This window comes from Streptantibioticus parmotrematis, from assembly GCF_019890615.1.
GTDB lineage: Bacteria > Actinomycetota > Actinomycetes > Streptomycetales > Streptomycetaceae > Streptantibioticus_D > Streptantibioticus_D parmotrematis.
This window is the reverse complement of the sequence record NZ_JAINVZ010000038.1, coordinates 19328-43224: the sequence shown is the minus strand read 5'-3', so window position 1 is coordinate 43224 and position 23897 is coordinate 19328. Positions and strand designations below refer to the sequence as shown.

At 70.1% G+C, this 23897-nt stretch carries 19 protein-coding genes and 4 pseudogenes; 6 read left to right on the top strand and 17 right to left on the bottom strand.

Annotated features, from left to right (window positions below):
* The first annotated feature begins 1253 nt into the window (after positions 1-1253).
* The 3 genes from K7472_RS31030 (at position 1254) to K7472_RS31020 (ending at position 3610) form a co-directional block, all read left to right on the top strand.
* Positions 1254-1469: an EamA family transporter gene (locus tag K7472_RS31030; RefSeq protein WP_308014166.1), complete on the top strand. Its 216-nt coding sequence runs from the start codon at positions 1254-1256 to the stop codon at positions 1467-1469.
* A gap of 118 nt (positions 1470-1587) precedes the next feature.
* Entirely contained in the window at positions 1588-2364 is a 777-nt protein-coding gene (locus K7472_RS31025; protein ID WP_222982393.1) for a hypothetical protein, read from the top strand.
* Between the two features lie 55 nt (positions 2365-2419).
* Complete coding sequence (locus K7472_RS31020) at positions 2420-3610, top strand: cysteine desulfurase family protein (protein WP_222982391.1); 1191 nt, start codon at positions 2420-2422, stop codon at positions 3608-3610.
* A 52-nt stretch (positions 3611-3662) separates the two neighbouring features.
* On the opposite strand, the pseudogene K7472_RS31015 reads toward K7472_RS31020, so the two are convergent.
* Positions 3663-3959: pseudogene (locus K7472_RS31015) on the bottom strand (transposase); the annotation flags it as partial.
* Between the two features lie 44 nt (positions 3960-4003).
* Here K7472_RS31015 and K7472_RS31010 point away from each other — a divergent pair.
* The 3 pseudogenes from K7472_RS31010 to K7472_RS31000 form a co-directional block, all read left to right on the top strand.
* Positions 4004-5243: pseudogene (locus K7472_RS31010) on the top strand (IS256 family transposase); the annotation flags it as partial.
* A 205-nt stretch (positions 5244-5448) separates the two neighbouring features.
* Positions 5449-6949 (top strand): annotated as a pseudogene (locus K7472_RS31005) (ISL3 family transposase).
* A 53-nt stretch (positions 6950-7002) separates the two neighbouring features.
* Positions 7003-7152 (top strand): annotated as a pseudogene (locus K7472_RS31000) (IS630 family transposase); the annotation flags it as partial.
* A gap of 64 nt (positions 7153-7216) precedes the next feature.
* Here the strand turns inward: K7472_RS31000 and K7472_RS30995 are convergent.
* From K7472_RS30995 to K7472_RS30920, 16 genes are all read right to left on the bottom strand, one after another.
* The gene (locus K7472_RS30995) at positions 7217-10654 is read right to left on the bottom strand and encodes a LysM peptidoglycan-binding domain-containing protein (RefSeq protein WP_222982389.1); all 3438 of its coding nucleotides are present in this window, start codon (positions 10652-10654) and stop codon (positions 7217-7219) included.
* A 7-nt stretch (positions 10655-10661) separates the two neighbouring features.
* Entirely contained in the window at positions 10662-11048 is a 387-nt protein-coding gene (locus K7472_RS30990) for a hypothetical protein (RefSeq protein WP_252396522.1), read from the bottom strand.
* 62 nt (positions 11049-11110) lie between these two features.
* Positions 11111-11554 (bottom strand): TadE/TadG family type IV pilus assembly protein, encoded by a 444-nt coding sequence (locus K7472_RS30985; protein ID WP_222982386.1) that lies wholly within the window; start codon positions 11552-11554, stop codon positions 11111-11113.
* Positions 11551-11976: a TadE/TadG family type IV pilus assembly protein gene (locus K7472_RS30980; RefSeq protein WP_308014165.1), complete on the bottom strand. Its 426-nt coding sequence runs from the start codon at positions 11974-11976 to the stop codon at positions 11551-11553. The genes K7472_RS30985 and K7472_RS30980 overlap by 4 nt, the downstream gene beginning before the upstream one ends.
* Before the next feature lie 36 nt (positions 11977-12012).
* Positions 12013-12213: a hypothetical protein gene (locus K7472_RS30975; protein ID WP_222982382.1), complete on the bottom strand. Its 201-nt coding sequence runs from the start codon at positions 12211-12213 to the stop codon at positions 12013-12015.
* 29 nt (positions 12214-12242) lie between these two features.
* Positions 12243-13142, bottom strand: a complete 900-nt coding sequence (locus tag K7472_RS30970; RefSeq protein WP_308014164.1) for a type II secretion system F family protein — start codon at positions 13140-13142, stop codon at positions 12243-12245.
* Positions 13139-14053: a type II secretion system F family protein gene (locus K7472_RS30965; protein ID WP_222982381.1), complete on the bottom strand. Its 915-nt coding sequence runs from the start codon at positions 14051-14053 to the stop codon at positions 13139-13141. The genes K7472_RS30970 and K7472_RS30965 overlap by 4 nt, the downstream gene beginning before the upstream one ends.
* Positions 14050-15588, bottom strand: a complete 1539-nt coding sequence (locus K7472_RS30960) for a TadA family conjugal transfer-associated ATPase (protein ID WP_222982380.1) — start codon at positions 15586-15588, stop codon at positions 14050-14052. The genes K7472_RS30965 and K7472_RS30960 overlap by 4 nt, the downstream gene beginning before the upstream one ends.
* Positions 15581-16450: a MinD/ParA family ATP-binding protein gene (locus K7472_RS30955; protein ID WP_222982379.1), complete on the bottom strand. Its 870-nt coding sequence runs from the start codon at positions 16448-16450 to the stop codon at positions 15581-15583. Before K7472_RS30955 ends, K7472_RS30960 begins: the two co-directional genes overlap by 8 nt.
* A gap of 3 nt (positions 16451-16453) precedes the next feature.
* Positions 16454-17149 (bottom strand): SAF domain-containing protein, encoded by a 696-nt coding sequence (locus K7472_RS30950; protein WP_222982378.1) that lies wholly within the window; start codon positions 17147-17149, stop codon positions 16454-16456.
* A gap of 21 nt (positions 17150-17170) precedes the next feature.
* A complete protein-coding gene (locus K7472_RS30945) occupies positions 17171-17959 on the bottom strand; it encodes an ATP/GTP-binding protein (protein ID WP_222982377.1) in 789 nt (262 codons plus the stop codon).
* Positions 17960-18090: 131 nt separating this feature from the next.
* A complete protein-coding gene (locus K7472_RS30940) occupies positions 18091-18441 on the bottom strand; it encodes a hypothetical protein (protein WP_222982376.1) in 351 nt (116 codons plus the stop codon).
* A 461-nt stretch (positions 18442-18902) separates the two neighbouring features.
* On the bottom strand, positions 18903-19640 hold the full coding sequence (locus K7472_RS30935) for a hypothetical protein (RefSeq protein ID WP_252396521.1): 738 nt from the start codon (positions 19638-19640) through the stop codon (positions 18903-18905).
* Positions 19641-19806: 166 nt separating this feature from the next.
* On the bottom strand, positions 19807-20754 hold the full coding sequence (locus K7472_RS30930; protein ID WP_222982374.1) for a replication-relaxation family protein: 948 nt from the start codon (positions 20752-20754) through the stop codon (positions 19807-19809).
* Positions 20754-23030 (bottom strand): type IV secretory system conjugative DNA transfer family protein, encoded by a 2277-nt coding sequence (locus K7472_RS30925; protein ID WP_222982372.1) that lies wholly within the window; start codon positions 23028-23030, stop codon positions 20754-20756. Before K7472_RS30925 ends, K7472_RS30930 begins: the two co-directional genes overlap by 1 nt.
* A complete protein-coding gene (locus K7472_RS30920; RefSeq protein WP_222982370.1) occupies positions 23030-23551 on the bottom strand; it encodes a hypothetical protein in 522 nt (173 codons plus the stop codon). Before K7472_RS30920 ends, K7472_RS30925 begins: the two co-directional genes overlap by 1 nt.
* Between the last annotated feature and the right edge of the window lie 346 nt (positions 23552-23897).

Genomic DNA, 23897 nt, shown 5'->3' with positions numbered 1-23897 from the left:
CGACTGTGGCCGCCTCTGTGTCCCCCGATCAGGGACAGCTGCTGGCTTCTGCGCTGTAGCCCCACGATCTTTCAAGCAAGTGCCCGGCGAAGGGCGGCGTCTGGGTTGCCTGGCCCTCAGGGATCGCCGCGTTCTATCGCCCGTGTCGTGGCCGTCTCGGTGGTCGCCCGCCCACCGCGGCTGAGCGTGCAGATGCATCGGCCGTGTCGCTGAGCGGGCCGGACCGCTGCGCTTTACCGAGGCATCACGTGAGTGCGGCAGGACGACGGCGCGGCCGGATCTGCTGAGAGGCGGTGCAACGGTTCTCTTGGTCGAAACCCATCTACCAGGGGCTTCACCTGTCTGTCACCTTAACTGCCCCGCTGCCATGTGAGGTTGGAAAGGGCTCATTGAGAACTTGCGCTCGCCGGGATCCGTAGTACCAGTGGATCGGTTGTGCCTGCTGCCACAGCCGACGGTGCCTTGAGCGAAGATCGGGGGCCAGGTCGTGCAGTGTAAAGGAGATCACCATCGCCATGAGGACTGCCGCCTCGACGTAAATCCTCGTCCCGATGAAGAGTCGGACATCTGGGGTGATGGCTCCATCAACGTCCGCCCTCAGGGCGCGATCAGCCCCGTCCGCCGCCACAGACGGCGCAGATGGTTCATGATTAGGGCTAGCACGGCCAGGAAGTCCGTTCCCGGAACCAAAGCCTTGCACGGCGTTAAGGCCATTCCGACCGGATTGTCCGGAGTCGCTCCAGCGCCGTTCATGCTGCTGGCCGGAATGGTGAGATTCCAGTCTGGCTCGGCCCTTGCGAGGCAGCTCTTCGAATGCACCGGCCTCGCTGGTGCCCCACTGCCGAGTCCGCTCATCGTTACCGCGCGGCGCTGCCTCTTCTCTCGCCTTTACGAAGCGACCTCACGACTCCCGCTCGGTGTCGTGGTGACGCTGGGGTACACCGGGCCGCTGCTCATCACGCTCGTCAGTTCTCGCAGGGCGCTGGACATGCTCTGGGGCCTACTCGCCCGGGGCGGGTTGGTCGTCGTTGGCGGCAGCCACGCGAGGGATGATTCCGACGGAGTGCTTACAGCCCTCCTCACCGGTATGGCGCTGAACGGGTACATCCCGCCGGCGTCGGCGGCCAGCCCTGGCCACGCCAGGCGGCGCGGGGCTGACGATGCGTATGGCGGTGGCGTCCGTCGTCGCACTGTCGGGCGTCTTCGTACTCCGCTATCGCCGGTAGCGCACCGCTTGACCCGGGGTCCTGACGGTGGCGTTCGCAGTCGCCGTACCGGCCACGGCAGTGCCTTTCTCGTTGGAGTCCGTCGCGCTGCGTCGGATTGCCGCCCGGGTGTCCGCCGTACTCAACACCCTGGAGCCGGTGATCGCGACACTGGTGGGCTTCGTCGTGCTGGGCGAGGCGCTCTCCACGCTGCAATGGGTCAGGGTGCTGCCTATGAGGGTCGCCGCTGTCGCGGCGAACTGAAGGCCGGGCCAGAGCACCTGGCACCGCACCGGATCCGAAGAAGTCCACAGGAGAGGGCCGCCTCCTCGTGGAAGGCCCGTAGAACACTCGCAGAAGATTCATAAAGAAGGGTCATCTCATGCCGTCCAGTCACCTGCCCGACCGATTCGCGCGTCTCGCCAACGACGACCACATCGGTCCGATTCTCGAACTCATCAGCCGTGAGCACCGCTCTGTGTCACTCATCGCCGGAGGCTACTTCGAGTCCGCCGGAGGTATTGGGAACTTCTCCCGCAACTCTTTCGCCCTCGCCCACAAGTTGGGTGCGTCCGTTCGCTACCGCCATCGTGGCAACAAAGTGCTCTTCGATGTCATCCACAACGACCTCGGGCGGGCCTGTGGAGACGACGCCTGCTCGGTGAACACAGCACCGGCAAAACCGGGGGCGTACGACATCACTCCCCTCACCGCTGCCGCCGCCGCTGCCGGGGTCACTTTCACCGTCACCCGCGAACGGACTCTGCGCAACCGGGCGGCCCGGTCGATGAAGCAGTGGCTTAAGGACCCGTCCGTGGAGCCGAGGTTCGTCCGGGATGGTGACGACATCTACTACCGGTCCCGCCAGTACGAGAAGGTCCTCGCTGGTGCGGTCAAGGACAATTACGTCGTTCCACGATGCCCGTTGATAGTCAACGAGTACTTCATCAAGTACTTCGCCCGGATGCGCCAGTACTCCGACTGTACTCGAGCCTATGTCATCGACATCAATTCGTTCGCGGATAAGGAGAAAGTCACTAAGGGTGCCGAGATATACCTGCGGAATCACGCATCTCCAACCGACGAGATCATCCTCGTCTTCGCTGACCCGTCGTGTACCGATGTGGTCGAGATGGCTTTTTCCACATGCGATTTCTGAGCCCGCCAGGTATTACGGGACAGCCCTTAGAACCAGCCAAACAGGGAGCATTTCCATGCGCAGCATCTATCTCGACCATCAGGCCACCACACCCATGGATCCCGCGGTGATGGAGGCCATGCAAACCTCCTACGTGGAGTACTTCGCCAACCCCGCCAGTCCACACGCCGCAGGAGTCCGCGCCTCCCGCGAGGTGGAGAGAGCCCGGAGCGCGGTCGCCCGCTTCCTCGGAGGGGCACGCAGCGAAATCTACTTCACCTCCGGAGCGACAGAAGCCAACAACATCGCGATCAAAGGGGTAGCTGGACGATACCCCGGCGGCCACATCGTGACTACGGCGACCGAACACAAATCGGTGCTCGACACCTGCGCGTACCTTCATGAAGCGGGTTACTCGGTGACCGTCCTCCCCGTCGACGCCGAGGGGCGGATCAACGCTGAGCAGGTGGCTGGCACATTGCGGGATGACACGGTGCTTGTCTCAGTGATGCTCGCCAACAACGAGATCGGCACCATCCAGCCAATCGCAGAGATCGGCCGGGTGACACGGCAGGCGGGCGTCCCGCTGCATTGCGATGCCACGCAGGGGGTTGGCTCGCTCGCTGTGGACGTGACCGAACTCGGCGTCGATCTGCTCACATTCTCTGGCCATAAGATCTACGGTCCAAAGGGCATCGGCGCGCTCTACATCTCCAACTGGCTCACCGACATGGCTCCGTTGACTCCGCTCATGCACGGCGGCGGCCAGGAGCGAGGAATGCGGGCGGGCACGCTTAACACGGCTGCCATCATTGGCCTCGGCACGGCGGTCACCCTTGTCGAGGACCGGCGGGAGGAAGAGGCACACCGCCTGGAGAGGCTTCGCAGCGCCTTCCTGGTCGAACTCGCCACTAGCTCACGGGTGCCCTTCCGGCTGAACAGCGGGATAGGTCCGGGATTCCTGCCTCACGCGCTGAACCTGTCCCTGGGGGGTGTCGACGCGCAGGAACTGCTGCTGCGCCTCGGCAACCTCGCCCTCTCGACGGGCTCGGCCTGCAACAGCTCGGCCCAGGAGCCTTCGCATGTGCTCCAGGCGATCGGGCTGTTGCCGGAGCACATCAGGGGCAGCATCCGCCTGAGTTTCGGCCGCTTCACGGAGGAGTCCGACGCGATCGACGCGGCTCGATACCTGGCAGCGGCGGTGCTTCCAGGAATGGCGATGGACCAGGGGGAAGTGAGTGGAGCGGGCAGCGCGGGTGCTGACTAAGGGTTGTCCCGTAAATGATCTTTGGTATGCTCGGTGACCTTCCGTTTCTGTGTCACCCGGCAAGGACGAGGTTGTGCAGGCGGGCGATGCCGAGCATGGCGTGGTGGACGCCGTCGCCTTTCAGGCGGCAGTCGCGGAGAATCCTGCAGCCCTTCAATCGGGCGAAGGTGTGCTCGACGCGGGCACGGGCCTTGCGGTGGGCGGCGTTGTGGTCTTCCTTCCAGGCGGGGAGCTCGGCCCGGCCTGCCTCGCGGCGGTGCGGGATGACAAGGCCGGTACCCTGGTAGCCGCCGTCCGCGATGACCGTGGTCCTGCCGACGGCGGCCCTCGCGCCGGACAGCTCCCATGCCGGGAGTGTCCAATGGACGGCGGATCCGGTGATCGAGGAGACGCCTGATGAGTGAGACTGTCACCGAGCACGAGGTCGTGGAGGAGCCGGTCGCCGAGTCGGCTGCGGAGGCGGTGGCGGACGAGCAGTTGATCGCGATGCTCGTCGACCCTGCCCGTTCCGATGGCCTGCAGCTGACCGGCGAGGGCGGGCTGCTGCAGCGGCTGACGAAGCGGGTGCTGGAGTCTGCCCTGGAGGGCGAGATCACCGATCACGTCGGCTATGACAGGCACGACGCGGCGGGCCGGGGCAGCGGCAACTCCCGTAACGGCACCCGGTCGAAGACCGTGCTGACCGACGTCGGCCCGGTTGAGGTGAAGGTGCCCCGCGATACCGTCGGCGCCTTCGGACCACAGATCGTGCGCAGGCGGCAGCGCCGCCTGGCCGGCGTTGATGAGATGGTGTTGTCGCTGGACGCGAAGGGTCTTACCCACGGAGAGATATCGGCGCATCTGGCCGAGGTGTACGGCGCCGAGGTGTCCAAGCAGACCATCACCACGATCACGGACAAGGTGATGGAGGGCATGGCGGAATGGCAGTCTCGCCCTCCCGATCGCGTCTATCCCGTGGTCTTCGTGGACGCCGTCAACGTGAGGATTCGCGATGGCAAGGCAGCCAGTCGGCCTGTCTGTGTTAGCGATGGCGGTCACGGCCGAGGGCACTCGCGACATCCCCCGGATCTGGGTCGGCGACGGCGGCGGGGGTGCCAAGCACTGGCTCCAGGTCTTCACCGAGCTGAAGAACCGCGGAGTTGAAGATGTCCTCATGCTGGTTCGCGACGGGCTGAAGGGTCTGCCGGACGCGGTCGAGACGGTCTGGCCCCGAACTGCCGTCCACACGTGCATCGTTCACTTGATCCGCGACAGCATCCGCTACTGCGCCTGTCAGGACGGGGACAAGCTCGCGAAGGATCTCAAGCCCGTCTACACTGCGCCGGGCGAGGCGGCCGCAGCCGAGCGGTTCCTGGAGTTCTCCGAGAAGTGGGGCAGCAGGTATCCGGCTGTGATCAAGCTGTGGTCCGGTGCCTGGGCCGAGATGGTGCCCTTCCTCTCCTTCGACGTCGAGATCCGCAAGGTGATCCGCGGCACGAACGCGATCGAGAGCGTCAGCACCCGCATCCGCAAGGCCGTCCGGGCCCGGGGCCACTTCCCGTCGGAGGCCGCCGCGTTGAAGTACGTCCACATGGCGCTGATGAGCCTGGACCCAACCGGCAAGGGACAGCGCCGCTGGACGATACGCTGGAAGGCACCCCGCCTTCCAGATCGCCTTCGAAGAACGCCTCACCCCCACCACCGGCCACTGACCCTCAACAAGCAAGATCAGCCGTTGACTGGACAGACCCCATCGCGTAACCGGCGGGTCTGTAAAACGTTCGGGTCTGGCCCGTAGTCGGTGGTGACGCCGAGTCGCCGCCCTTGATCATAGTCTTGTGGTGTATATCAACTCCCTTATGGGGACGGTGTTTTCGGGCTTTCGGCGCTGGTCGTCGAGGACGTGGCGGACGGCGGCGACGCGGTGGTGGTCTCGGCCCGGACCCGGGACGTGGCGGTGCCGTGTCCGGTGTGCGGGACGCCGACGGCGAAGGTGCACGGTTATCACCGCCGAACGGTGAGGGACGTGCCGGTCGACGGCCGCCAGGTCGTCGTCCAGCTGCGCGTACGGCGGTTGGCCTGTCCGGCCCTGGGCTGCTGGCGGCAGACCTTCCGCGAGCAGATTCCCGGACTGCTGGAGCGCCATCAGCGCCGCACGGTGCGTCTTGTCGGGCACATATCCCAGGTGGCGCGGGAGTTATGCGGCCGGGCGGCCGCACGCCTGGCCGGACTGCTGGCCGTGCCCGTTTCCCGGAGTACCGCGCTGCGCCATCTGCGGCACCTGCCGCTGCCGCAGCAGGCGGTCCCGCGAGTGATCGGCGTGGACGATTTCGCCCTGCGCCGCCGCCACCGCTACGCCACGATCATCACGGATGCCGAGACCGGCCGGCGCGTCGCGGTCCTGCCCGACCGCGAGGCGGCCACCCTGGAGTCCGGGCTGCGCGAACATCCTGGTGTCGAGGTCGTGTGCCGGGATGGCTCGGCCACCTATGCCGAGGCCGTCCGCCGAGCTCTGCCCGACGCGGTGCAGGTCAGCGACCGATGGCACCTCTGGCGAAATCTCTGCGACAAAGTCCAGCTCGAGGTCCGCGCCCACGCCGGATGCTGGGCCGCCATCAACCCGCCCCGCCCCGGCGGAGTGCGCGAGCAGACCACACTCGAACGCTGGACCAAGATCCACGATCTCATCGGCCAGGGCGTCGGCCTGCTCGACTGCGCTCGCCGCCTGGGCGTGGCCCTGAACACCGTCAAACGCTACGCCCGCATGCCAGAACCCCAGGCCCTGCGCATCGCCCCCGCCTACCGGCCCACCCTCGTCGACCCCTACCGCGAGCACCTGCGTCGACGACGTGCCGAGGAACCCGCCGTCCCGGTCACCCACCTCCTCGCAGAGATCCGGGAATTGGGCTACACCGGCAGCGCCAACCTGCTCGTCCGCTACCTCAACCAGGGCCGCGCCGAAGGCGACCGCCCCGTCACGCCAGCCGCCTCCTGCTCACCAACCCCGAAAACCTGCGCCCGAAGGAAACGACCCTGCTGGAGAAGATCGCTGCGGCCTGCCCGGAGATGACCGCACTCGCCGATCTCGTACGCGGCTTCGCCACCCTGCTGAAACCGGCCGAGGGCAACGACATCAAACTCACCGAGTGGATCACGACCGCCCGGGCCATCGACCTGCCTCACCTGCGCAGCTTCACCAACGGTCTCGAAATCGACCGGCCCGCCGTGAACGCCGGCCTCACCTTGCCCTACCACAACGGCCGCACCGAAGGCGTCAACACCCGCACCAAGAAGATCATGAGACAGATGCACGGACGTGCCGGATTCGACCTCCTCCGCCACCGCATCCTTCTGCCCTGACCGCTACCCGGCGTCACCACCGACTACGGGCCAGACCCGTTGGCTGGACAGTCCGCAGCCTGGCCAACCTCGCCGTCATGGCCCTCGACCGGCTCGAGGCCCTGGTCCGCAACCGGCTCAAGCGCCTGCAGTACCGGCCCGACATCCTCGACGGGTTCATAGCCGGCACCGGCCTGATCCTCTACACCCCAACATCACCCTGACGAGCCGAAGTCAGTAACGCACTGCGAATCAGGTTGTGCAAGTCTCCCTGCCCTTGTTGCCTTGCTACGCCAGGGTGGCCAGTTGGTGGAGCAGCCCGGAGGTCTCGTTGTCCATGTCGGTCTGGAGGTCGAACAGCAGGTTCTCCAGGCGTTGGATGGCCCGCTCGAGGCCTTGGTGGTCGCCGAGTGCGTGGTGGGCGCGGAACGCGATCCGGTGTAGTACTTCCATCTCGGGTGCGGCGTCCAGGCCCTTGCTGGCCGCCCACAGGGCGCCGCGTGGATCGCACATCTCCAGCCGGGAGGCGCCGAGGTCGGCTGCGGCGTCGACGATCGCGGCGATCATTTCCTGGATGAGGGGTTCGGCCCATACGTAGTGGCGGGCTGGAACGCCCGCGAAGGGGCGGCCGCGTACGAGTTCCAGTGCTGCGCGCAGGCTGTCGTCCGTTCCGGTCGCGGCCAGGTGCTGGAACAGCAGCCAGTCGCATCGGGCGGAGGTGGCGAGGCGGTAGCGGACGTCGGGGTTCGTGGCGACCTTCGGCAGGTGGTCTTGCCCGGCCTCGTTGGTGCCGAGCCAGGTACGCAGTCGGCTGATCGCCGGGTTGCGGGTACCGCGGCTGACGGTCTTGCCGGGCCAGATCGCCTCGTCCAGCGCGTGGTGGTCGCTGCCGGGATTTAGGACCATCCAGGCTGCCAGCTCGGTGGAGGTGCGCCGGTACCGGCTGTCGATCGTGCCGCCCGCGCCGGTGACCTCCACCGGCCCCAGCACCCGGATCATCAGCCCGGCCTCCTCCTGCCGAGCCGACGGCTCATCGGCCTCCTCCGCTGACACCGCCACCGGTCCCGGTTCCGCGGGCTCTGCCGGGACCAACGCCGCGGCGGCTACTGGTGCGTTGGCCACAGGAGGTTCGGCGGAGCGCGCGAGTTCGTAGTCGTCCGGCGTGCGCACCTCGATGGCGGCCGCAGTGGGCAGGGTGCCGTCGTCGTTTGCGAACTCGGTTCCGTCCGCGTCCTGATCGTCGAGGCCGGGATCCTCCAGGTCGCCCGCGAGTTGAGCGATGAGGTCCTCGCCTTCCTCGCCGGAGTCGTCAGCCCACGCGAGGACGGGCTCGCCGTCCTGGGCGGGATACCGGAGGCGGTCTGCCTCGTGCTGGCTTTCCGCCGGTGCCGTCGCGGCGGCGGGCGCTCCGTCGGGCGGCGCGATGGTCTCGGGTGCGGAAGTCTGGGCGTGGGGCGCGGGCAGATCGGGCTCAGTGGTGGTGGACAGCGCCTGCATGATGTCGGCGTAGTCGGTGTCGGTCAGCGCGAGTGGGATGAAGGAGACCGTGGTGCCCGGCACGGTGACCGGGCTGCCGTCGCAGACGACCTGCCACCCTGCGCCAAGGGCGGCGGTGTTGGTGTCGCTGGTCGTCACGATGGCTGATGCGGTCCGCGGACGCGCCTCGGTGACCGTGGTCAGGTGCTGCCAGGTGTCTTGGTCGAAGTCGTGGTCGGCGAGTAGGAGGTGCGGGGTCCAGGAGGCTTCGTTGTCTCCGCCTGTGCGGGCGGCTCGCATCCCGTCGGATCCGACGGCGGACAGGGCCTTCTGCTGGGCGGCGTGCCGGGCGCTGAACTGGCGTACCGCGGTGGCCGGGTCGGCTGCTTCGGTGAGGCGTTCGGGGACCAGGGCGGCGAGGCCGGGGCAGACCGGGCCGGTGACGGTGGCTTCCAGGCAGTCGGCGAGGACGCTGGTGGCCAGGTCGACGGCCAGCGCCCGCATCACGTCCCGGCGGCCTGAGCCGGTGACCCGCACGGTGCCGTGGTGCTCGAGGTCGATGAGCACGGTGTGGCCTTCGTCGTTGCCGCCGATGGCGACGAGCGACGGGTAGGGGGCGTCGACGTCGTCGGTGCGCGTGGCGTCCAGGAGTTCCTCGGTGTCGGGCGGGCAGTGCCAGCGGGTCTGGTCCTCAGGTTCGGCGGTGAACGGCATCACGGGTGGCGCCGGAGTGGCGAGGTGGAGGGTGAGGCCGTCGCGTGGGCCGTAGACGATAGCGGCCAGGTCCGGCAACTCCCGGCGGTCGTCGGCGAGGTGGACTGCGGCGGTGCGCAGGGCGGCGTCGATGAGGGTGGTGCCGGTCGGGTCCTCGGCCGCGCGCAGGGCCGTTTCGGTGGCGGCGGCGCTGCCGGTGGGCATGGCGATCCGGTGGCCGGGGCGGCGGCTGCGTTGCTGCCAGATGCGCCGGGCGCCCAGGGCGGTGAGGATGGATGCGGCCAGCAGTCCGCCGCCGAGCAGCAGCATCAGGCGGTCGTTGACCGGGCGGGCCGCGCCGGTCCGCGCCGTTGAGGCGGTGGCCGGAGCGGGGGAGTGCGCGAGATCCGGTGTGGCGGTTGCCGTGCTGGTCGGTTCGGAGAGGGAGGGAACTGCGGCGGACGGCGTCGGCGTGCCCGCCGGGGGAGTGGGCGTGGACGTCGGGGTGGCCGGGGCGGTCTGGTGCTCCGGCGTTGAGGCGCCGCCGTGCTGGCGGGGCAGCGACGGTGAGGTCGCCGAGGCGGAGGTAGAGGGTGCCGGGGAGGCGTGGTGTTCGGGGGCCGGTGTGTGGTCGGCAGTGGCGGGGGGCGCCTCGGGTGCGGTGGCCGCCGCGCCGGGCAGGGCGAGGTTCTGCCCGGGGTAGATCAGGTCAGGGTCGGTAAAACGGGCACCGCCCGGCTGCTGTTCGCCTTCGTTAAGGCGGAAGATCTGCTGCCACCGGGAGGCGTCACCGAGCTTGTCCTGGGCGATGTCCGACAGGTCGTCGCCAGTGCGGACGATGTAGTGCGTCGTCGGTGACGGCGCGCGCGCCGCGGTGGTCTCGTCGTCGGTACGCGGCGTGTTGCCGGACGGCGGCGGGGGAGTGGTGGAGTCGGCGGGCAGGCGTACAACGGTGCCGGCGGGGATGGGGCCTTCGGCGAGCTGGGGGTTGAGGTCGGCGATCTGCCTCCAGCGCAAGCCGTCACCGAGGTGAGTGTCGGCCAGGTCCCACAACGTGGTCTCCGCCCGGGTGGTGGTGTGCCGTACGGCCGTCGTACCGGTGCGAGGCGCTGATGTCCCGCCGGGCGCCGTCACCGTGGTCGCGTGGTGGGCGGCGGCGGCCGCAGAGGTGGCGGTGAGGGTGGCTGCGGACGCGGCGGTCGGGGCGAGCAGCACGATGCTGCCGATCAGGAATCCCGCGGCCCCCTGGAACGCGCCCAGTCCGCGCAGGCGGGGGGCGGCCTGGTGGCGTAGCAGCGCGGCCAGTTCCAGGACGACGGAGAGGGCGAAGCACGCCCAGGCGGCGAGCCCGACCAGGGTGATCGCGGTTTGCAGCAACGAGTCATCGGCGGGCCCGGACAGGAACTGCTGTACGCCGCTGATGGTGGGCAGGGAGTGCGGGAGGCTGCCCCAGCGCAGTATCGCGTAGGGGGCGGCGAACAAGGCCGTGCCCAGAACGGCGAGGGCGAGCGCGGAGCGCAGCAGCGCGGAGACGATGCGCAGGGGATGGGCGGCCATGGGCGTGTCAGCCTTCTGCGTGGGTGAGCAAGGTCGCGGTGGCGTGGCCGGTGACCGGCATGCTGGAGAAGCCGAGCAGTGAGGCGAACACCGGGTGGTAGGTGGTGTGGACGGTCACGCTGAGGGTCTGGCCGCTGTCGCTGACGGACACCTCGCCGGTGACGCCGGCCTGGTGGAGGTAGGAGGAGGCGGCCTGCTGGGCCGCGGCCGGCTGGACGGCGATCGCGGTTCCGGTGATGGCCTGGGCCGGGTCGACCTGTTCGCCGCCGGCGCGGGCGGCTTCCTGGGCGAGGGAGTCGGCGCGGGATCCGGCCTGGAGCCGGCCGCCGCCGTCGACGACCAGGCCCAGGATCATGAAGATGCCGGTGAGGCAGACCGCGTAGAACAGGCTCATGCTGCCGGTCTCCTCGCGCCACCGGCGAGGAAGCGTACGGCGCCTGGCGGCGCTCGGTGTGGTCATGTGCGGGCCCGGTAGGCGTCGATGGGGCTGCGGAAGTCGGACGTCAGGGTCTTGGAGCCGGGCAAGCCGGGCAGGCCGATGTCGGACAGCCGGGCGGTGCAGGCGACGGTCGCGACGACCGTCCCGGTCTGCCCGAGCGGCAGGTCGAAATCGGAAGTGTCCACGCGCACCGCGATGTTGGTGCACGGCACCCCATCACCGGACAGCGAGTCCTGCGCGGCCTGTTGGGCATCACGCTGGGCGGTTGCCGGGTCGCGGTCGAGGGAGGCGGCGCGGGCGGCTTCCCGTGCGGCGGAGTCCACCGCGCCGCTGGTCGTGGTGACCCGGCCGAACGCGATCAGCAGCCCGAGCACGGCGAAGATCACCGGCACCAGCACCGCGGTCTCCAGCGAGTAGCTGCCCCGGTCATCCGCCCATACCCGCCTTCTGCGGCTGGTCACGGCATCCACCTCTCCCGCGGGCCGTCGGCGTGCTGGTCGATGTGCAGGTCCCAGCCCGGCACCAGGGTGATGACCGTGCCGGAGACGTCGATCCGCACGGTCGTGGCGCTGCTCCCGGCGTCGGTGACCGCAGGGTCGCGTACGGAGCCGCCGAACCGCGCGACGAACGACCGTGCGGCGGCCGCGCCTTGGGCGGGGGAGCTGTCGAGGGTGCGGCCGGATTCCACGCCGCGTTTGGCCGCGGTCAGCGCGACTTCGCGGGCGTGCCACCACAGGCCGGTCTGGATGCAGGCGAACACCAGCATCAGCACCGCGGGCGCCAGGATCGCCAGTTCCACCGAGTACGAACCGCGATCCGCACCGTGCCGTATGACGCAGCGCCACCGCGCAGCGAGCACGCCACCGGCCCTTCCCCTGCCCACCGCTGCCTCCCCTCGCATTGCCAATGCCCGTCCCGGTCAGCCGCTGTTGATGATGCCGATCTTCTCGGCGAGCTTGGCCTTGATCGCCACGACCAGCAGTCCGGCCGCGGCCAGCAGCGCGCCGGTGATCAGCGCGACCTCGGTCGTGGTGATGCCCCGGTCGTCGGTCTTCATCCGTTCCCGGAGCAGGTAGTAGCGGGAGGTCACGACGGCTTTGGCCATCGTCCACACTTCCATCACGGCGCAGTCCTCTTCTCACGGTTCCGTCAGCTGGACAGAATCTGCATGGCGGCCGGGTATCCGACGAAGAACATCATCAGCACCACGAGCGCCACCACGGGAATGATCATGGCTTCGGAGGCGGTGTTCGCCTCGGCTTTCGCGTCGGCCAGCAGTGCCGCACGCAGCTGACGCGCCTGAGCCTGCAGCGTCGCGCGGACGCTCGCACCGTCCTCACCGGCCAGCGCGAGGGTCTCGGCGGGGCGGGCCAGTTCCGGCACGCCCAGTTCGTCGGCGAGCTGACGCAGCGCTTCCCACGCACTCACCCCGGACAACTGCGCCTGTTCCAGCCGGGTGCGCAGGCGCTGGAACGTCCACGAGTCGCCTACCGCCGCCGCACGGGACAAGGCCTGCGGTGCGCCGGAACGGGCGGCACGGGCCAGTTCGACGCGCTCGAGGTAGGAGGCGACGGCGTACCGGAACTCGCGCCGGGCGGCCTTGGCGTGCTGCTTGACCTCGGAGGTGGGGTGGACCCACAGCAGCCCGGCAAACGCGAGGGAGGCGACGCCGGGGATCGCGAACGGCAAGCGTGTCCCGGCCAGGGCCAGAAGGATCTGCAGCATCTGCGGGAACAGCAGCCCGCCTGCCGCCCACAGGGTCTTCTTCCCCAGGTGCTGGGCCGGGGTGATGCGCAGCAGGTCGAGATCGCGCCGTGGCAGGCGTACCGAGTCCCCGGCGAGCGACAGCAGCCGTTCGCCGACACGGTCGGGCAGCGCCGCCGGACCGGCCGGCAGCGTTCCGGCCGGCGGCGGGGGAGGGGTGCGGTCCGGGTCCAGGCGGCGCAGCGCGTCGGACAAGTCCGGCCGTGCCGGGGCCAGTTCCCGAACGATCAGGGCCACGCCGACCCCGGCACCGGCCCCGCACAGCATGCCCACCGTGGAGATCACCGGCCGGCTCCCTTCTGGTAAGAGGCCGCAGCCTCGGGGCCGAGGAGCCGTGGCTCGGGCTGGGAGCGGGCGATACGCCGCAGCCAGGACAAGGCCCACCAGAACGCGGCGCCCAGCACAACCAGGAGGATCTGGCCGAACGCCGAGTCGTAGGGGGCGGAGTAGCTGTGGTTGAGCAGGCAGACCGCGACGACGAACACGATGAACAGCGACACCCAGCGCGCGGACGCGCGGACCTTGGCCCGGTCGGCCTCGATGTCGCGGGCGTCGCGGGCCTGGCGGCCGATGCTGTCGGCCATCGCCTCCAGCGCGCCTGAGAGGCCTTCGCCGCGCAGGGTGGCGTGAGACTGGAGCAGCAGCACGATGTGGTCGACCACCCCGTCGCCGAAGTCGTCGGCGAACTGCCCGTACGCGGCGACCGGGTCCTGGCGCGCCCGCAACCGCCCCGCAAGGGCACGGACTTGCGGCGCGACCGGTGCGGCGGCGGCCTTCGCGGAGGCCTCGATGGTCTGGTTGAGCGACACCCCGGCGGTGTGCACGCCGGCCAGGTGCCGCAACCACTGCGCCAGCGCTTCCAGCCGCTCGATCCGTGCGGTCGCCGCGCCGCCGGGCTGCAGGAGGTAGGGCAGCCCCAGCACTGCGCCGGCGGCCAGCAGCCCGTTGACCGGCCAGCCACTCACCGCCCACACCACGATCGCCGCCGCGGCGGCCGCGGCCACCAGCCACCGGTAGCGGCGCCGCCACTCTGCTGGCAGTTCGCTCTGTGCCCGCTGCCACCGCCGCTTGAGCCGGGACGGCGGCCGGGACGGATCCGGGATCCGGCCGCGGCCCTCCAGGACGGCGGCGAACACCGCTCCCAGCAGGCCCAGCGTGCACACGGCCGCCAGCAGGGCCCACGAGTTCTGGCTCATAGCGGCCTCACCGTCTGCAGGGGGTACTTCCAGCCCGCGTGGGCCGGCAGCAGCCAGCCGGGATCCAGGCGGCCCTCGGTCTCCAGGCCGGCCAGGAAGGAAGGCGGCATCGACGGCATGGCCCGCGGCTCCCCGGCCGTGGGAGCGAACAGGTCGGAGGTGGTGGGCCCTCCGCCCTCCATCGCCGTGTGCACCTCGCGCACGTGGGAGACGAAGCGGTGCTTGCGCCCGCCGACGGCGGTCTCGTTGACCAGCCGGATGTAGACGATCACATCCACGGCGTGCGCGACCAGGTGATTCGCGGCTGCCTCCGACATCCCCGCCTCGGTGCACAGCTGGATCAGCCGGCCGATGACGGAGGCGTGGTCGCGGGCGTGGATGGTGCACATCGACCCGGAGCCGCCCGCGGTCATCGCCTGCAGCATCGGCACAACCTCCACCGACCGCACCTCGCCGACGATCACCCGGGAGGCGTTGTAGCGCAGCGCGACCGGGAACAGGTCCGCGATCGACACCTCGCCGACCAGGTCCCCCGTACCGGACCGCTCACCGTTGGACTGCCGCGCCTCGAACGCGATCGCATACGGGCCGGGGCCCGGCTCGTCCAGGTACAGCTCCCGGTCGCTCTCCAGGGTCACGACCCGCTCCCACTCGGGGATCGCACGGCCCAGCGCGCGCAGCAGCGACGTCTTGCCCGCGCCCATGTCGCCTGCGATCAGCAGGTTCTTGCGGGCCTCCACGCACGCCCGCAGGAACTGCACCAGCGTCGGCGACAAGGTGCCCCAGTCGGCCAGTTCACTCAGTACGGTGCGCTGGATGCGGTGCCGGCGGATCGCCGCGGACGGCCGCCGCGACAGCAGCGAGGCCTGGACCCGCGAGCCGTCCGGCAGCCGGAAGCCCACCGAGGGCGACCCCGGCGACAGCTGCCGCTCGCCGTGGCCGGACTGGCTGGCCATCTCGTTCACCCAGCTGACCAGCTCCGCATCCGAGGCGAACAGGGCGCGTCCGCGGGCCTGCGGCTTGTCGAAATAGTCGACCAGCACCGTCTCGCCGTCGAGGAGGATGTCCTCGACCGACGGGTCGTCCAGCAGCGCCTGGACGCGCCCGGCCCGGTACATGGTGTCGAACACCACGGTGCGCAGCGCGGCTTCCTGCTCCCGTGTCAGCGGACGGGCCGTCGCGGCGTGCCGTGCGGCGAACTCCGCGACCAGCCGGGAGACCACGGAGCGGGCCAGCTGGTGTTTGTCCTCGAGCGACAACCGCCCGCCGCAGGCTGCCTCCTGGGCGGTGACCTGCTTCGACGCCGCGTCCCGCAGTTCCTGGACCACCGCGCTGTCCACCGGCAACTGCCCCGGCAGCGACGCCACCACGCCGACGCCAGCGGCACCCGAGGCGGGCGCCGCGGGGGCCTGCCCGGCGGGGGAGCGGGCGGGCGGCACCGGGGTGGCCTCCACCGCGGTGGCCGCCGGGGCGATGCCCGCGGTCAGAAGGGCCGCCAAGTCCCGTGGCCTGCCGTGGCCGTTGAGCTCAGGCATGGATCGTCCCCCGGGCCTGGGCCAGACGCTGCAGGACACCCGCGACGCCTGGCGAGGGCTGCTGGCTGGGCATCTGCCGCACCCGGCGGTGCTGTGCGAGCGCCTCGATCGGCCCGCACGCGCTGCGCGCCGACCTCATCAGCGGCGAGCGGGTGAAGTTGCGCGGCGCGGCGGCGCCTCGCCGTAGATGGGCCGCGGGCGCCGCATCCCACGGAAGCCCCGCCACGACCGGCACCCCGAGCGCGGAGGAGACACCGTGAGGGCGCTCCGGCCCGTCTTCGACCAGCAGCACCCCGAGCGCGTCGGCGCCGGAACCGCGCGCGGCCAGCTCGGCTTGCAGCAGCTCGATCACGGGAGCCGTCGCCGCGACCGAGTCCAGCCAGCCGTTCACCACCAGCAGCACGACGTCCGCGTGGTGCAGCACGGCCGAGGGCGACAGCACCGGGTGCAGCCCGCCTGCTTCCGTGACCAGACGGCCCGCGTCGATGATCACGTCGTAGCCGGCCTGGGAATCCATCAACCGCAGCAGCTGCGCCAGCGGCGCCCACGTGCCGGCCATCGCCGCGGCCTGCCGCGGATCGGCCAGTCCCGCCAGCAACTGCCGGTCCCCGCGGCCGTCCAGCGCACGCAGCTGCTGCGCGAACGCCGCCGCCAGGTGCTCAGGCCCCTGCCGCTCGGCTGTCGCCAGCTGGTAGACGCCGACGTGCGGGTTGAGCTGACCGCCCAGGAACCCGCCGCGGATCGAACCGCCCGACGGATCGCACTCCGCCAGCAGCGTCGGCCGAGGCGAGGCCAGCGCGAGCGCCAGCGAAGCGGTGGTCACCCCGGAACTCTTCGCGCTCGCCAGAGCGATGACAGCCATCGGTCAGCTCCCGCTCAACGGCTGGCGCACCAGAACCACCTGGCCCAGCGCGGCCTGCGCGGCGAGCGTCGGCCCGGTGACGCCGTCCGCGAGCACCGCCAGCGTGACCACCTGGGTGCCGGTGGCATCCGGCTGCCCGACCGTCACCACGGTGGCGGCCACCGTGATCGGCGTGCCGGTCACCTTCTGCCCGGCCGCCGGGGTGGTGACGGCCAGGACCTTCTGCCCGGGGGCCAGCCCGTCGGGAGCCTGCCCGCGCTTGACCGCCACGCCCACCGTGGCCTCGTTGTCGCCCAGGCCGCCACCGGCCGACAGGTCACTGCTGGTCAGCAACTGCCCCGCCCGCAGGTCAACCGCCGTGCGCTGACCGATCACACTGCCCTTCTCCGTCGCCTTCACCGGGCGCAGCGCGGGATCCGCGGAGACCGCGGCCACCACCACGTCCGCGCTGGTGAGCTTCTGCCCGGCCGGCACGTCCTGCGCGACCGCCAGGACGTCGACGCGGTGGCCGGCCGAGGTGACCGCCGCCGACGCGCCCAGCGCGCACACCACCGCCAGCACCACGCACAGCGCCACCACCGACCAGCGGCGCTGCCGCTTGACCGGCGAACCGGCCGTGATCGGCACCTCGCCGGGGTAGACCGGCCCGGTGTGCGCACGCTGCTGGGGCGGAGACGGCGGAGCGGAGGGAGCTTCCATTCCTACAACGCGCCTTTCGGGTTAGTTCACGACCTGCAACTCGGCGATGGCGATCCGGACCTGCGCGGCGCGCGTCTGAGTCAGATCGCCCTGTTCGCCGCCGCCGGCCCAGTGGATCGTCCACGTCGCCGTCGCGGACACCGGATAGGTGCCGCCGGGCTGGCTGGAAGAGGGCTGGGAGTACTGGTAGCCGCAATCCGGGGAGGAGGCTTTCCCATCCGAGGCGGAATACGGGGTGCCGGGCGAAGTACAGGTGACGCTGTGCCCGTCACCCATCGACCACACCACCTGCGAGACCACCGCGGTCGCCGTCACGGTCACCCCGCCCGCTGAAGCGGACGCCGACTGAGGGCCCCAGCTCGTCGCAGACTTGGCCACCGACATCCACACCGGCATGCCCACCAGCCCGCGGCCGCCCGGCTTCGGGCTGATGTCGATCTGCGGCGGCCCGAGCCGCATCTTCGCCACAGCCTGCTGCGCCAGCTGAGCCGGGTCGACCGCCGCTCCGACGGAGCCGTTGGGCATCCACACGTCCTTGGTCGCGTAGCCGTCGTCCGGGCAGGTCTGCCAGTACATCTTCCCGGACTTGTCCTGGTCGCTGTGCCCCTGCCAGGCGGGATCGCCCGTCGGCGGAACGTTCCTGGCGACCTGGTAGTAGCAGCCGCCGGAGAACGTCCCCCAGTTCGGGTCCGAGCACGGAACGACCGTGCCCTTCGGCGTCTGGCAGGTGTGACCGCCCTTCGCGTCACTGCCCGACGAACGGTTGTGACCACCAGAGGCCGATGGTGCTCCCGGTGCGGAGACTCCCACGCACACGAAGTCGTTTCCGCAGTCCGTCGGAGGGGCCACCGATGTCCCCGGCTGAGGGCCAGTTGCCGCAGCCTGCCCGGCCGCGACGAAGACGAGGACCGCGGTGGCCGCCGCAGCTCGTACCGCCACGGTCAGCACGGCTGCGTCCGGTTGACGGTGTAGCTGTCGACGACCCAGGACGACCCCTTGGTCTCCAGGCCCCCAGTGACGGTGTACCGCTTGGCCTGGTTCGGGATCGTGATCGGCTTGCCGGTCTTCTGGTCCACCGGCTGCCAGTTCGTCACATCAAGGCACTCCGTGACCGCGGCCTTATGCGGCGTCTGGTCCAGGTCCACCGCCGTCACGGTGATGGTGCTGGTAGGAGCCCCCTTGAACACGATGCCCTGCAGATGGTCACGTCCCACTTCGGAGCTGATCGAGCCGTAGGCCGCGCCGATGGCGTACTCCGACACATTGGAGTCGGACAGGAGCCCCGTACGCATCGCCTTGACATCCTCGTCCCGCATGTGCTGGTACGCAGCCGCGACCTGGACCTTCGCGGAAGCGGTCGGGTCTGCCGAGGGCGTCGTCCGTACGGCCGGCGCCGAAGGCGGCGAGCCTGCGGAGTCCTGATGGGATCCACACCCTGACGTGAGGCTCAGGACCACTGCCACGCAGGGGAGGGCCGCGCGCCAACTGCGGCGGGCGAAACCGAGTGCCGTCGAAACCACGTGAGCCTCCATCGGCGTTGTCATCACGGGAAGTTGAGTAAATGAACGTCAAATAACCGACCCATTGGCCGCTTTCTGTGATCGGTGCATCGCTCTCCGTCCGGACGGCAACCTTACGACGGTAATAGGCCAGATCCGAAGGAGCTGTTGGTGACCCTGAGGCGGATCAGCCGCAGCGACGTCCAGCAGACGGAGGGCGGGCAGCGTTGCGGCGGCGCTGAGCGCCGCGGTCCTCAGCACGGCTGCGTCTTCTCGACGGTGAAGTCCACGACCATCCACTTCGTCCCGACGGTCCGTACGCTCCCCATGACGGTGTACCGGCGGATCTGCCCAGGTGTTGAAGCATCCTTGCCCGTCGCCTTCACCACCGGAGTCCAGTGCGTGGTGTCGAAGCACTCCTGGACGGCCGCCTGGTGGGGAGTCTGGCTGAGGTCGACATCGGTGACCTTCGCGGTGCTGCTCGGACTCCCGCGGAACACCACACCGGCCTGGCGGTAGTCGAACAGCTCACCCTGGATCTTGGCCAATGCCTTGTCGAACGCGTACGAGGTCAGTTTCGTCTTCGACGAGTCGCCCGTTGCATAGGCCTTTACCTGCTCGGCGCGCATCCCACTCCAGGCCGCCAGTACTTCCTGTTCCGCCGTCGACGTGGCATCAGGGGACGGCGAGTGCGACGGGGTGGACGACGGCATCGGGCCGGAAGAGCTGTGACCCGAGCCGCCGCACCCCGTCAGCAGCAAGGCAGCGGCAGCCAGCTCCGCCAGTGCGGCCGGGCGGATTGCGATACGGCTGTTGTGGGCAGTTGATGACCCCACGACAGGTCCCCCAGCAAGTTCTCGACGTGAGTGTGGATCCCCCGTTGCACCCGTCAGCGCGTGCAGTTGAAGTTGCGTCAAAGCGCTCACGATTTCAGAGAGATGAGAATAGCTAGAATTCGGCCAATGTGGCACCCGGTAAAGAACGTTCGCCATGCCGATTTGATCACAAAGATCCCGCTCAACCGGTTTATTTTTGTACGACCCGGCGTCATGGAGCTGTATCAGAGCCCTTTTCCCGCCGGACGGAATCGGACTACAGCGACCTCCCTCCCCCCGGCAAGCCTGGCGCCATGTTCCAACGAGTCCAGCTTCCGTCTGGTCACAGCCGGCTCTGCCCCTCCTGGGGGGTGCGCAGCAGCGCGTCGGTAGGATCGCCCGGTCCGAAGACCGGGGTGATGACCGGTACCCACGGCCCCCGGTCCTGGAGCTGCTCGAGGGTGACGATGCCGGCGAGGAGCCGGTCCGCGGCACGGCGCAGCCGGGGATCGGCGTCGGCCAGGGCCCGAAGGTCCGCGGTCCGCCGGGCGAGTGTGGCCGCCGGGGCGCCGGTGAGGACGAACAGCAGGCGGGGGAAGGCGGGGTAGCGCTCCCGCCAGGCTTCCCCGGTTCCGCGGCCGGCGGGGCGCCGGCCGGGTGGCGGCAGGGGGATGTAGTCGAGGTAGCGGGCGTAGGCGCGTACTTTCGCGGCGAGTTTGAGGGGGCTTTCGGTGGCGCGGTCGATCTCCAGGAAGTAGGTGAGCATCCGGCGGCGCCCGTCGGTGTCGTGGACGTAGGACAAGACGGCGTCAGGGATCAGGAAGGCGTCGTCGCCGGTGCCGTCGCGGAACCGGTGCGCGCGCTCGGGGTGCCAGTCCAGGGGCCCGCAGTCGTGCCCGTACCGGCGGGCCGCTTCCACGAAGCTGATGCCGGTGTCGTTGACGGCGAGGGTGTGCTCCTGGAGCTGGTTGGCGGCCGCGGCCTCGGTCATCCGGTAGGCGCGTGGGGTGACTTCGCCAGCCGCTTCGACGATCTCGCTGCCGGTGGGCGTGCAGTACCACACGAGTTCGCCCTGACCGCCGCGGTGCCGCACGGTGGCGGCGGCCAGGCCGCGCTCGCGCAGCCGGGACAGCTGGCGACGCAGGTAGACGGCGTGGTTGGCCTGGGGCTGCAGGAGCCGGTGCAGCTGGCGTGTGGTGAGCAGCCGGTGCTGGTAGAGGACCGGCAAGGCGTCCTGGGCCAGTCGCGGAAGTCCGTGCTCGTGGGGCTGGAGCCCGGCGGGGTAGGGCATCAGGCGACCTCGTCATCGTCGTCGTGATGGTTGTCGGGGAGGGTGCGGGAGGGCAGGTCGTGGACGACGTCCGCGTCCTCAACGGCCCGCCGGCCCGGTGCCCGCCCGCCCGGTGAGGCGCCGCCGGTCAGGTGGGTGAGGATGTCGTTGTCGAGGGAGTCGAGCGCGGCGAGGATCTCCGCGACGGGGCGCCGCTTGAGGTTCGCGTCGATCGCCTTCTCCAGGGCGGGCAGTCCGGCCGGGTCGTAGTAGTCGGCGTAGACCTGGTGGACCGGCACGCCCCGCACGCGGAACGGCTGGGTGTACTCGCCGCCCAGCATCACCCGCATCACGTACTCGTACTTGGGCAGGTTGGCGACGGTGGCGGGCTCCACGTGCGGGAGGCGCGCGGAGATGAACTTCGCCTCGTCGGTGTCGCAGGCCATCACGGACAGGATCGACTGGTTCTGCAGCAGCGCCTGGCGGGTGTCGTCGGACAGCCGCATCGCCATCTGCGTCAGCCCCATCATCCTCACCTGGTACTTGCGCAGCTGCTCGAGAACCTTGGCGATGTAGCCGCGCCCGGCGCCGTCGACGGCCCTCATCTCGTCGATCCAGACCCAGAACTCCTCCAGGTCCTCGAAGGAGGTGTCCCGGCGGGACAGGCCGGCGACGAACACGTCGTAGATGAGCATCGAGGTGATCAGGTCGTCGCACTCGCCGCCGCCGGTCGGGCAGATCCACACCACCTGGCCGGTGTCCATCGCACGGCGCACGTTGTAGGAGCCGGTCGGCGAGCCGAGGAACGCCCGCATCGACAGCGAAGTCTCCAGCCGGTTGAGCGCGTTGGTGACGGTAGTGAGCGCCTCGCCAGAGTACTTGGGGAAGCTGGCGGTCCAAAACCGGCGCGAGCGCGCCGGCAGAAACCGGTCCGGCAGATGAGCGAGGACTTCCTCGCGCCACGCGTCGTCCTCCAGCAGCGTCTTGATCTGGAAGACCGTCGGCTGCAGATCCGGCCGCCCCGCGTCGATCATGCACTTCGACAAGCACGCAAGGACCTGCACCGCGTTCGCCAGAATCGTGCGCGCCCGCGGCGCGCCTTCTCCCCAGCCCTGGGCCGCGGCCACGGCGTTGACGACCGTGCCGATCACCTCCTGGACGTGCTCGATGCGCCGCCCGGCCATCGACAGCGGATTCCAGGAGGCGACCATGTCGTCCATCGAGGGGGTGTTCAGGTCGATCCGCTGGACCCGGTCGCGCACCGCCGGATGCGTCAGGTAGGGCAGAGCCCGCTCGATCGTCGTGTTGTGCGGATCGAGAAACCACACACCCCGCCCGGCATACGCGCGGGCGATCGCCTGCACCAGACCGATCTCCGACTTGCCGTTGCCGGACTTTCCGAGGAACGCGCCGAACAAGGTGTCCTTCGCATACACCCCGCCCATCCGCGGCCGCCCGTCCGCATCCGTCACCAGCCCGAGCGGCACCACATCCGGCTGCCCGCTCCACGTCGGCAGCCCGGCCGGGGCCTGCGGCACCATGCCCCCGCCCCGCGCCACGTTCGCCGCCGCGCACTCCACCGTCGGCGGCTTGAGCAGGCCCGCGATCTCCGCCCGCGTCACCCACTGCCGCCGCGCCGGAGCGAACTCCCCGCTGCCGATCCGCCGATCGAACGACGCGCGCCGCCACCACACATTCGAATACGGCCGCCACCCGGTACGCCGCGGACCGACCGGCACCCACCGGTTCTCGCCCGCGTACATCTCCAAGGCCGCCAGCAGCTGGTGCAGATGCGCCTGCGCCCGCGCCGGATGCGTCGCGGTCACCCGCACCAGCAACTGGACACGGAAGACGTCCTGCCCGGGGACGAACTTCCCCACCCCGTCGGCCAGATCCGTCTGCCGCGGTACCCGGCCCGCCCCCTGCCTGGGCCCGGCGGGCTTGCCGTTGAGCGTGCCCGCGAGCGAGGACAACCAGCCCCCACCACCACCGGCGCCGCCGATGCGCTCGCCGAACGCGGACGGCCCCCGCCGCGCCGCGCCCCGCATCAACCGCCGGCGCCGCCGGGCGACCACCCCATCCGGCACCGGCACCAGGTCGAGGACCACCTCCGCCTCCTCACCGGCCTCGCTGCGCACCGTTCCCATCGCCCCCGCGATCCGCTGCAACGGATCCGGGCTCAGGCCCAAAGAGGCCAGCGGCCGGTGATCCGGCCGGGCCAGCACCAGCTCCGCCCGCGCCGTATACCGACGCCCACGCCCTTCACCGGCCGCCACGTCCTTGGCCAGGTCGACCATCACCGACCACCGCCCGACCGGCGCCCACCGGCCACCGGCGGCGCGCCCTTGAACCGAATCCGGGGCGGGCAGTGCGTGCGGGCATCAGCCGTGACGACCTCGACTCCCTGATAGCCAGGCATCCGCAGCACACTCGCCGCCCGGGCCGGACCCTCGAGCTGGTAGCGCATCTGCCCGTCCACGCACACCAGCCGCACCCGGGTCCCCGCGGCACGCTGCGGTACCGGCCCGGCCGCCGCCCGCACAGACGCCACCTGCCGGGTGAACCACCCCACCTCGGCCGGCGCCGGATCAAAGGACCGGGCGGGCACCAGCTCCACCGTGAAACGGCCCTCCAGCGCCTCCTGAGCCCGCCTCCGGCGCCACGCCTCGAACGCCGCACATCCCGCAGCCGCGAACGCCGCGACCGCCGCCGGCAGCCATTCGTGGGCGCCGGCCCAGCCCAGAGCCCGGCTCGGCCCGTACGCCACCGGCCCGAGCCAGCGCGCCCACCCGCCGAGGCCTTCCACCGCATGAACCATGATCGTCTCCTTGTGGCTGGCGGACACACTCCACCAGCCACACAGAGCAAGTGCCGCCCGCCCCGGCAAGGTGACCGCCGATCTGCTCAAGCTCTCGCCCGGCTGCCCGTTGGAAACGACGAGGGTCGATCGGAACGTGGTGCGAAACCCGATTGGAAACGAGGGGTGGAATGCCTGCGACCTGCGGTGCAATCGGTCTGTGCAAGCATCTGTGCAACCCCCAGGCAGCTCGGTCGCCGCATCCCCCGCTCGTCCTCCGCTGCCTCCATCGACGTCGGCGACCTGGCGCCAGGGGCGGCGCGGGCGGCCGAACAGCCCACGGAGCCAACGCTGTCGGGAACCATCC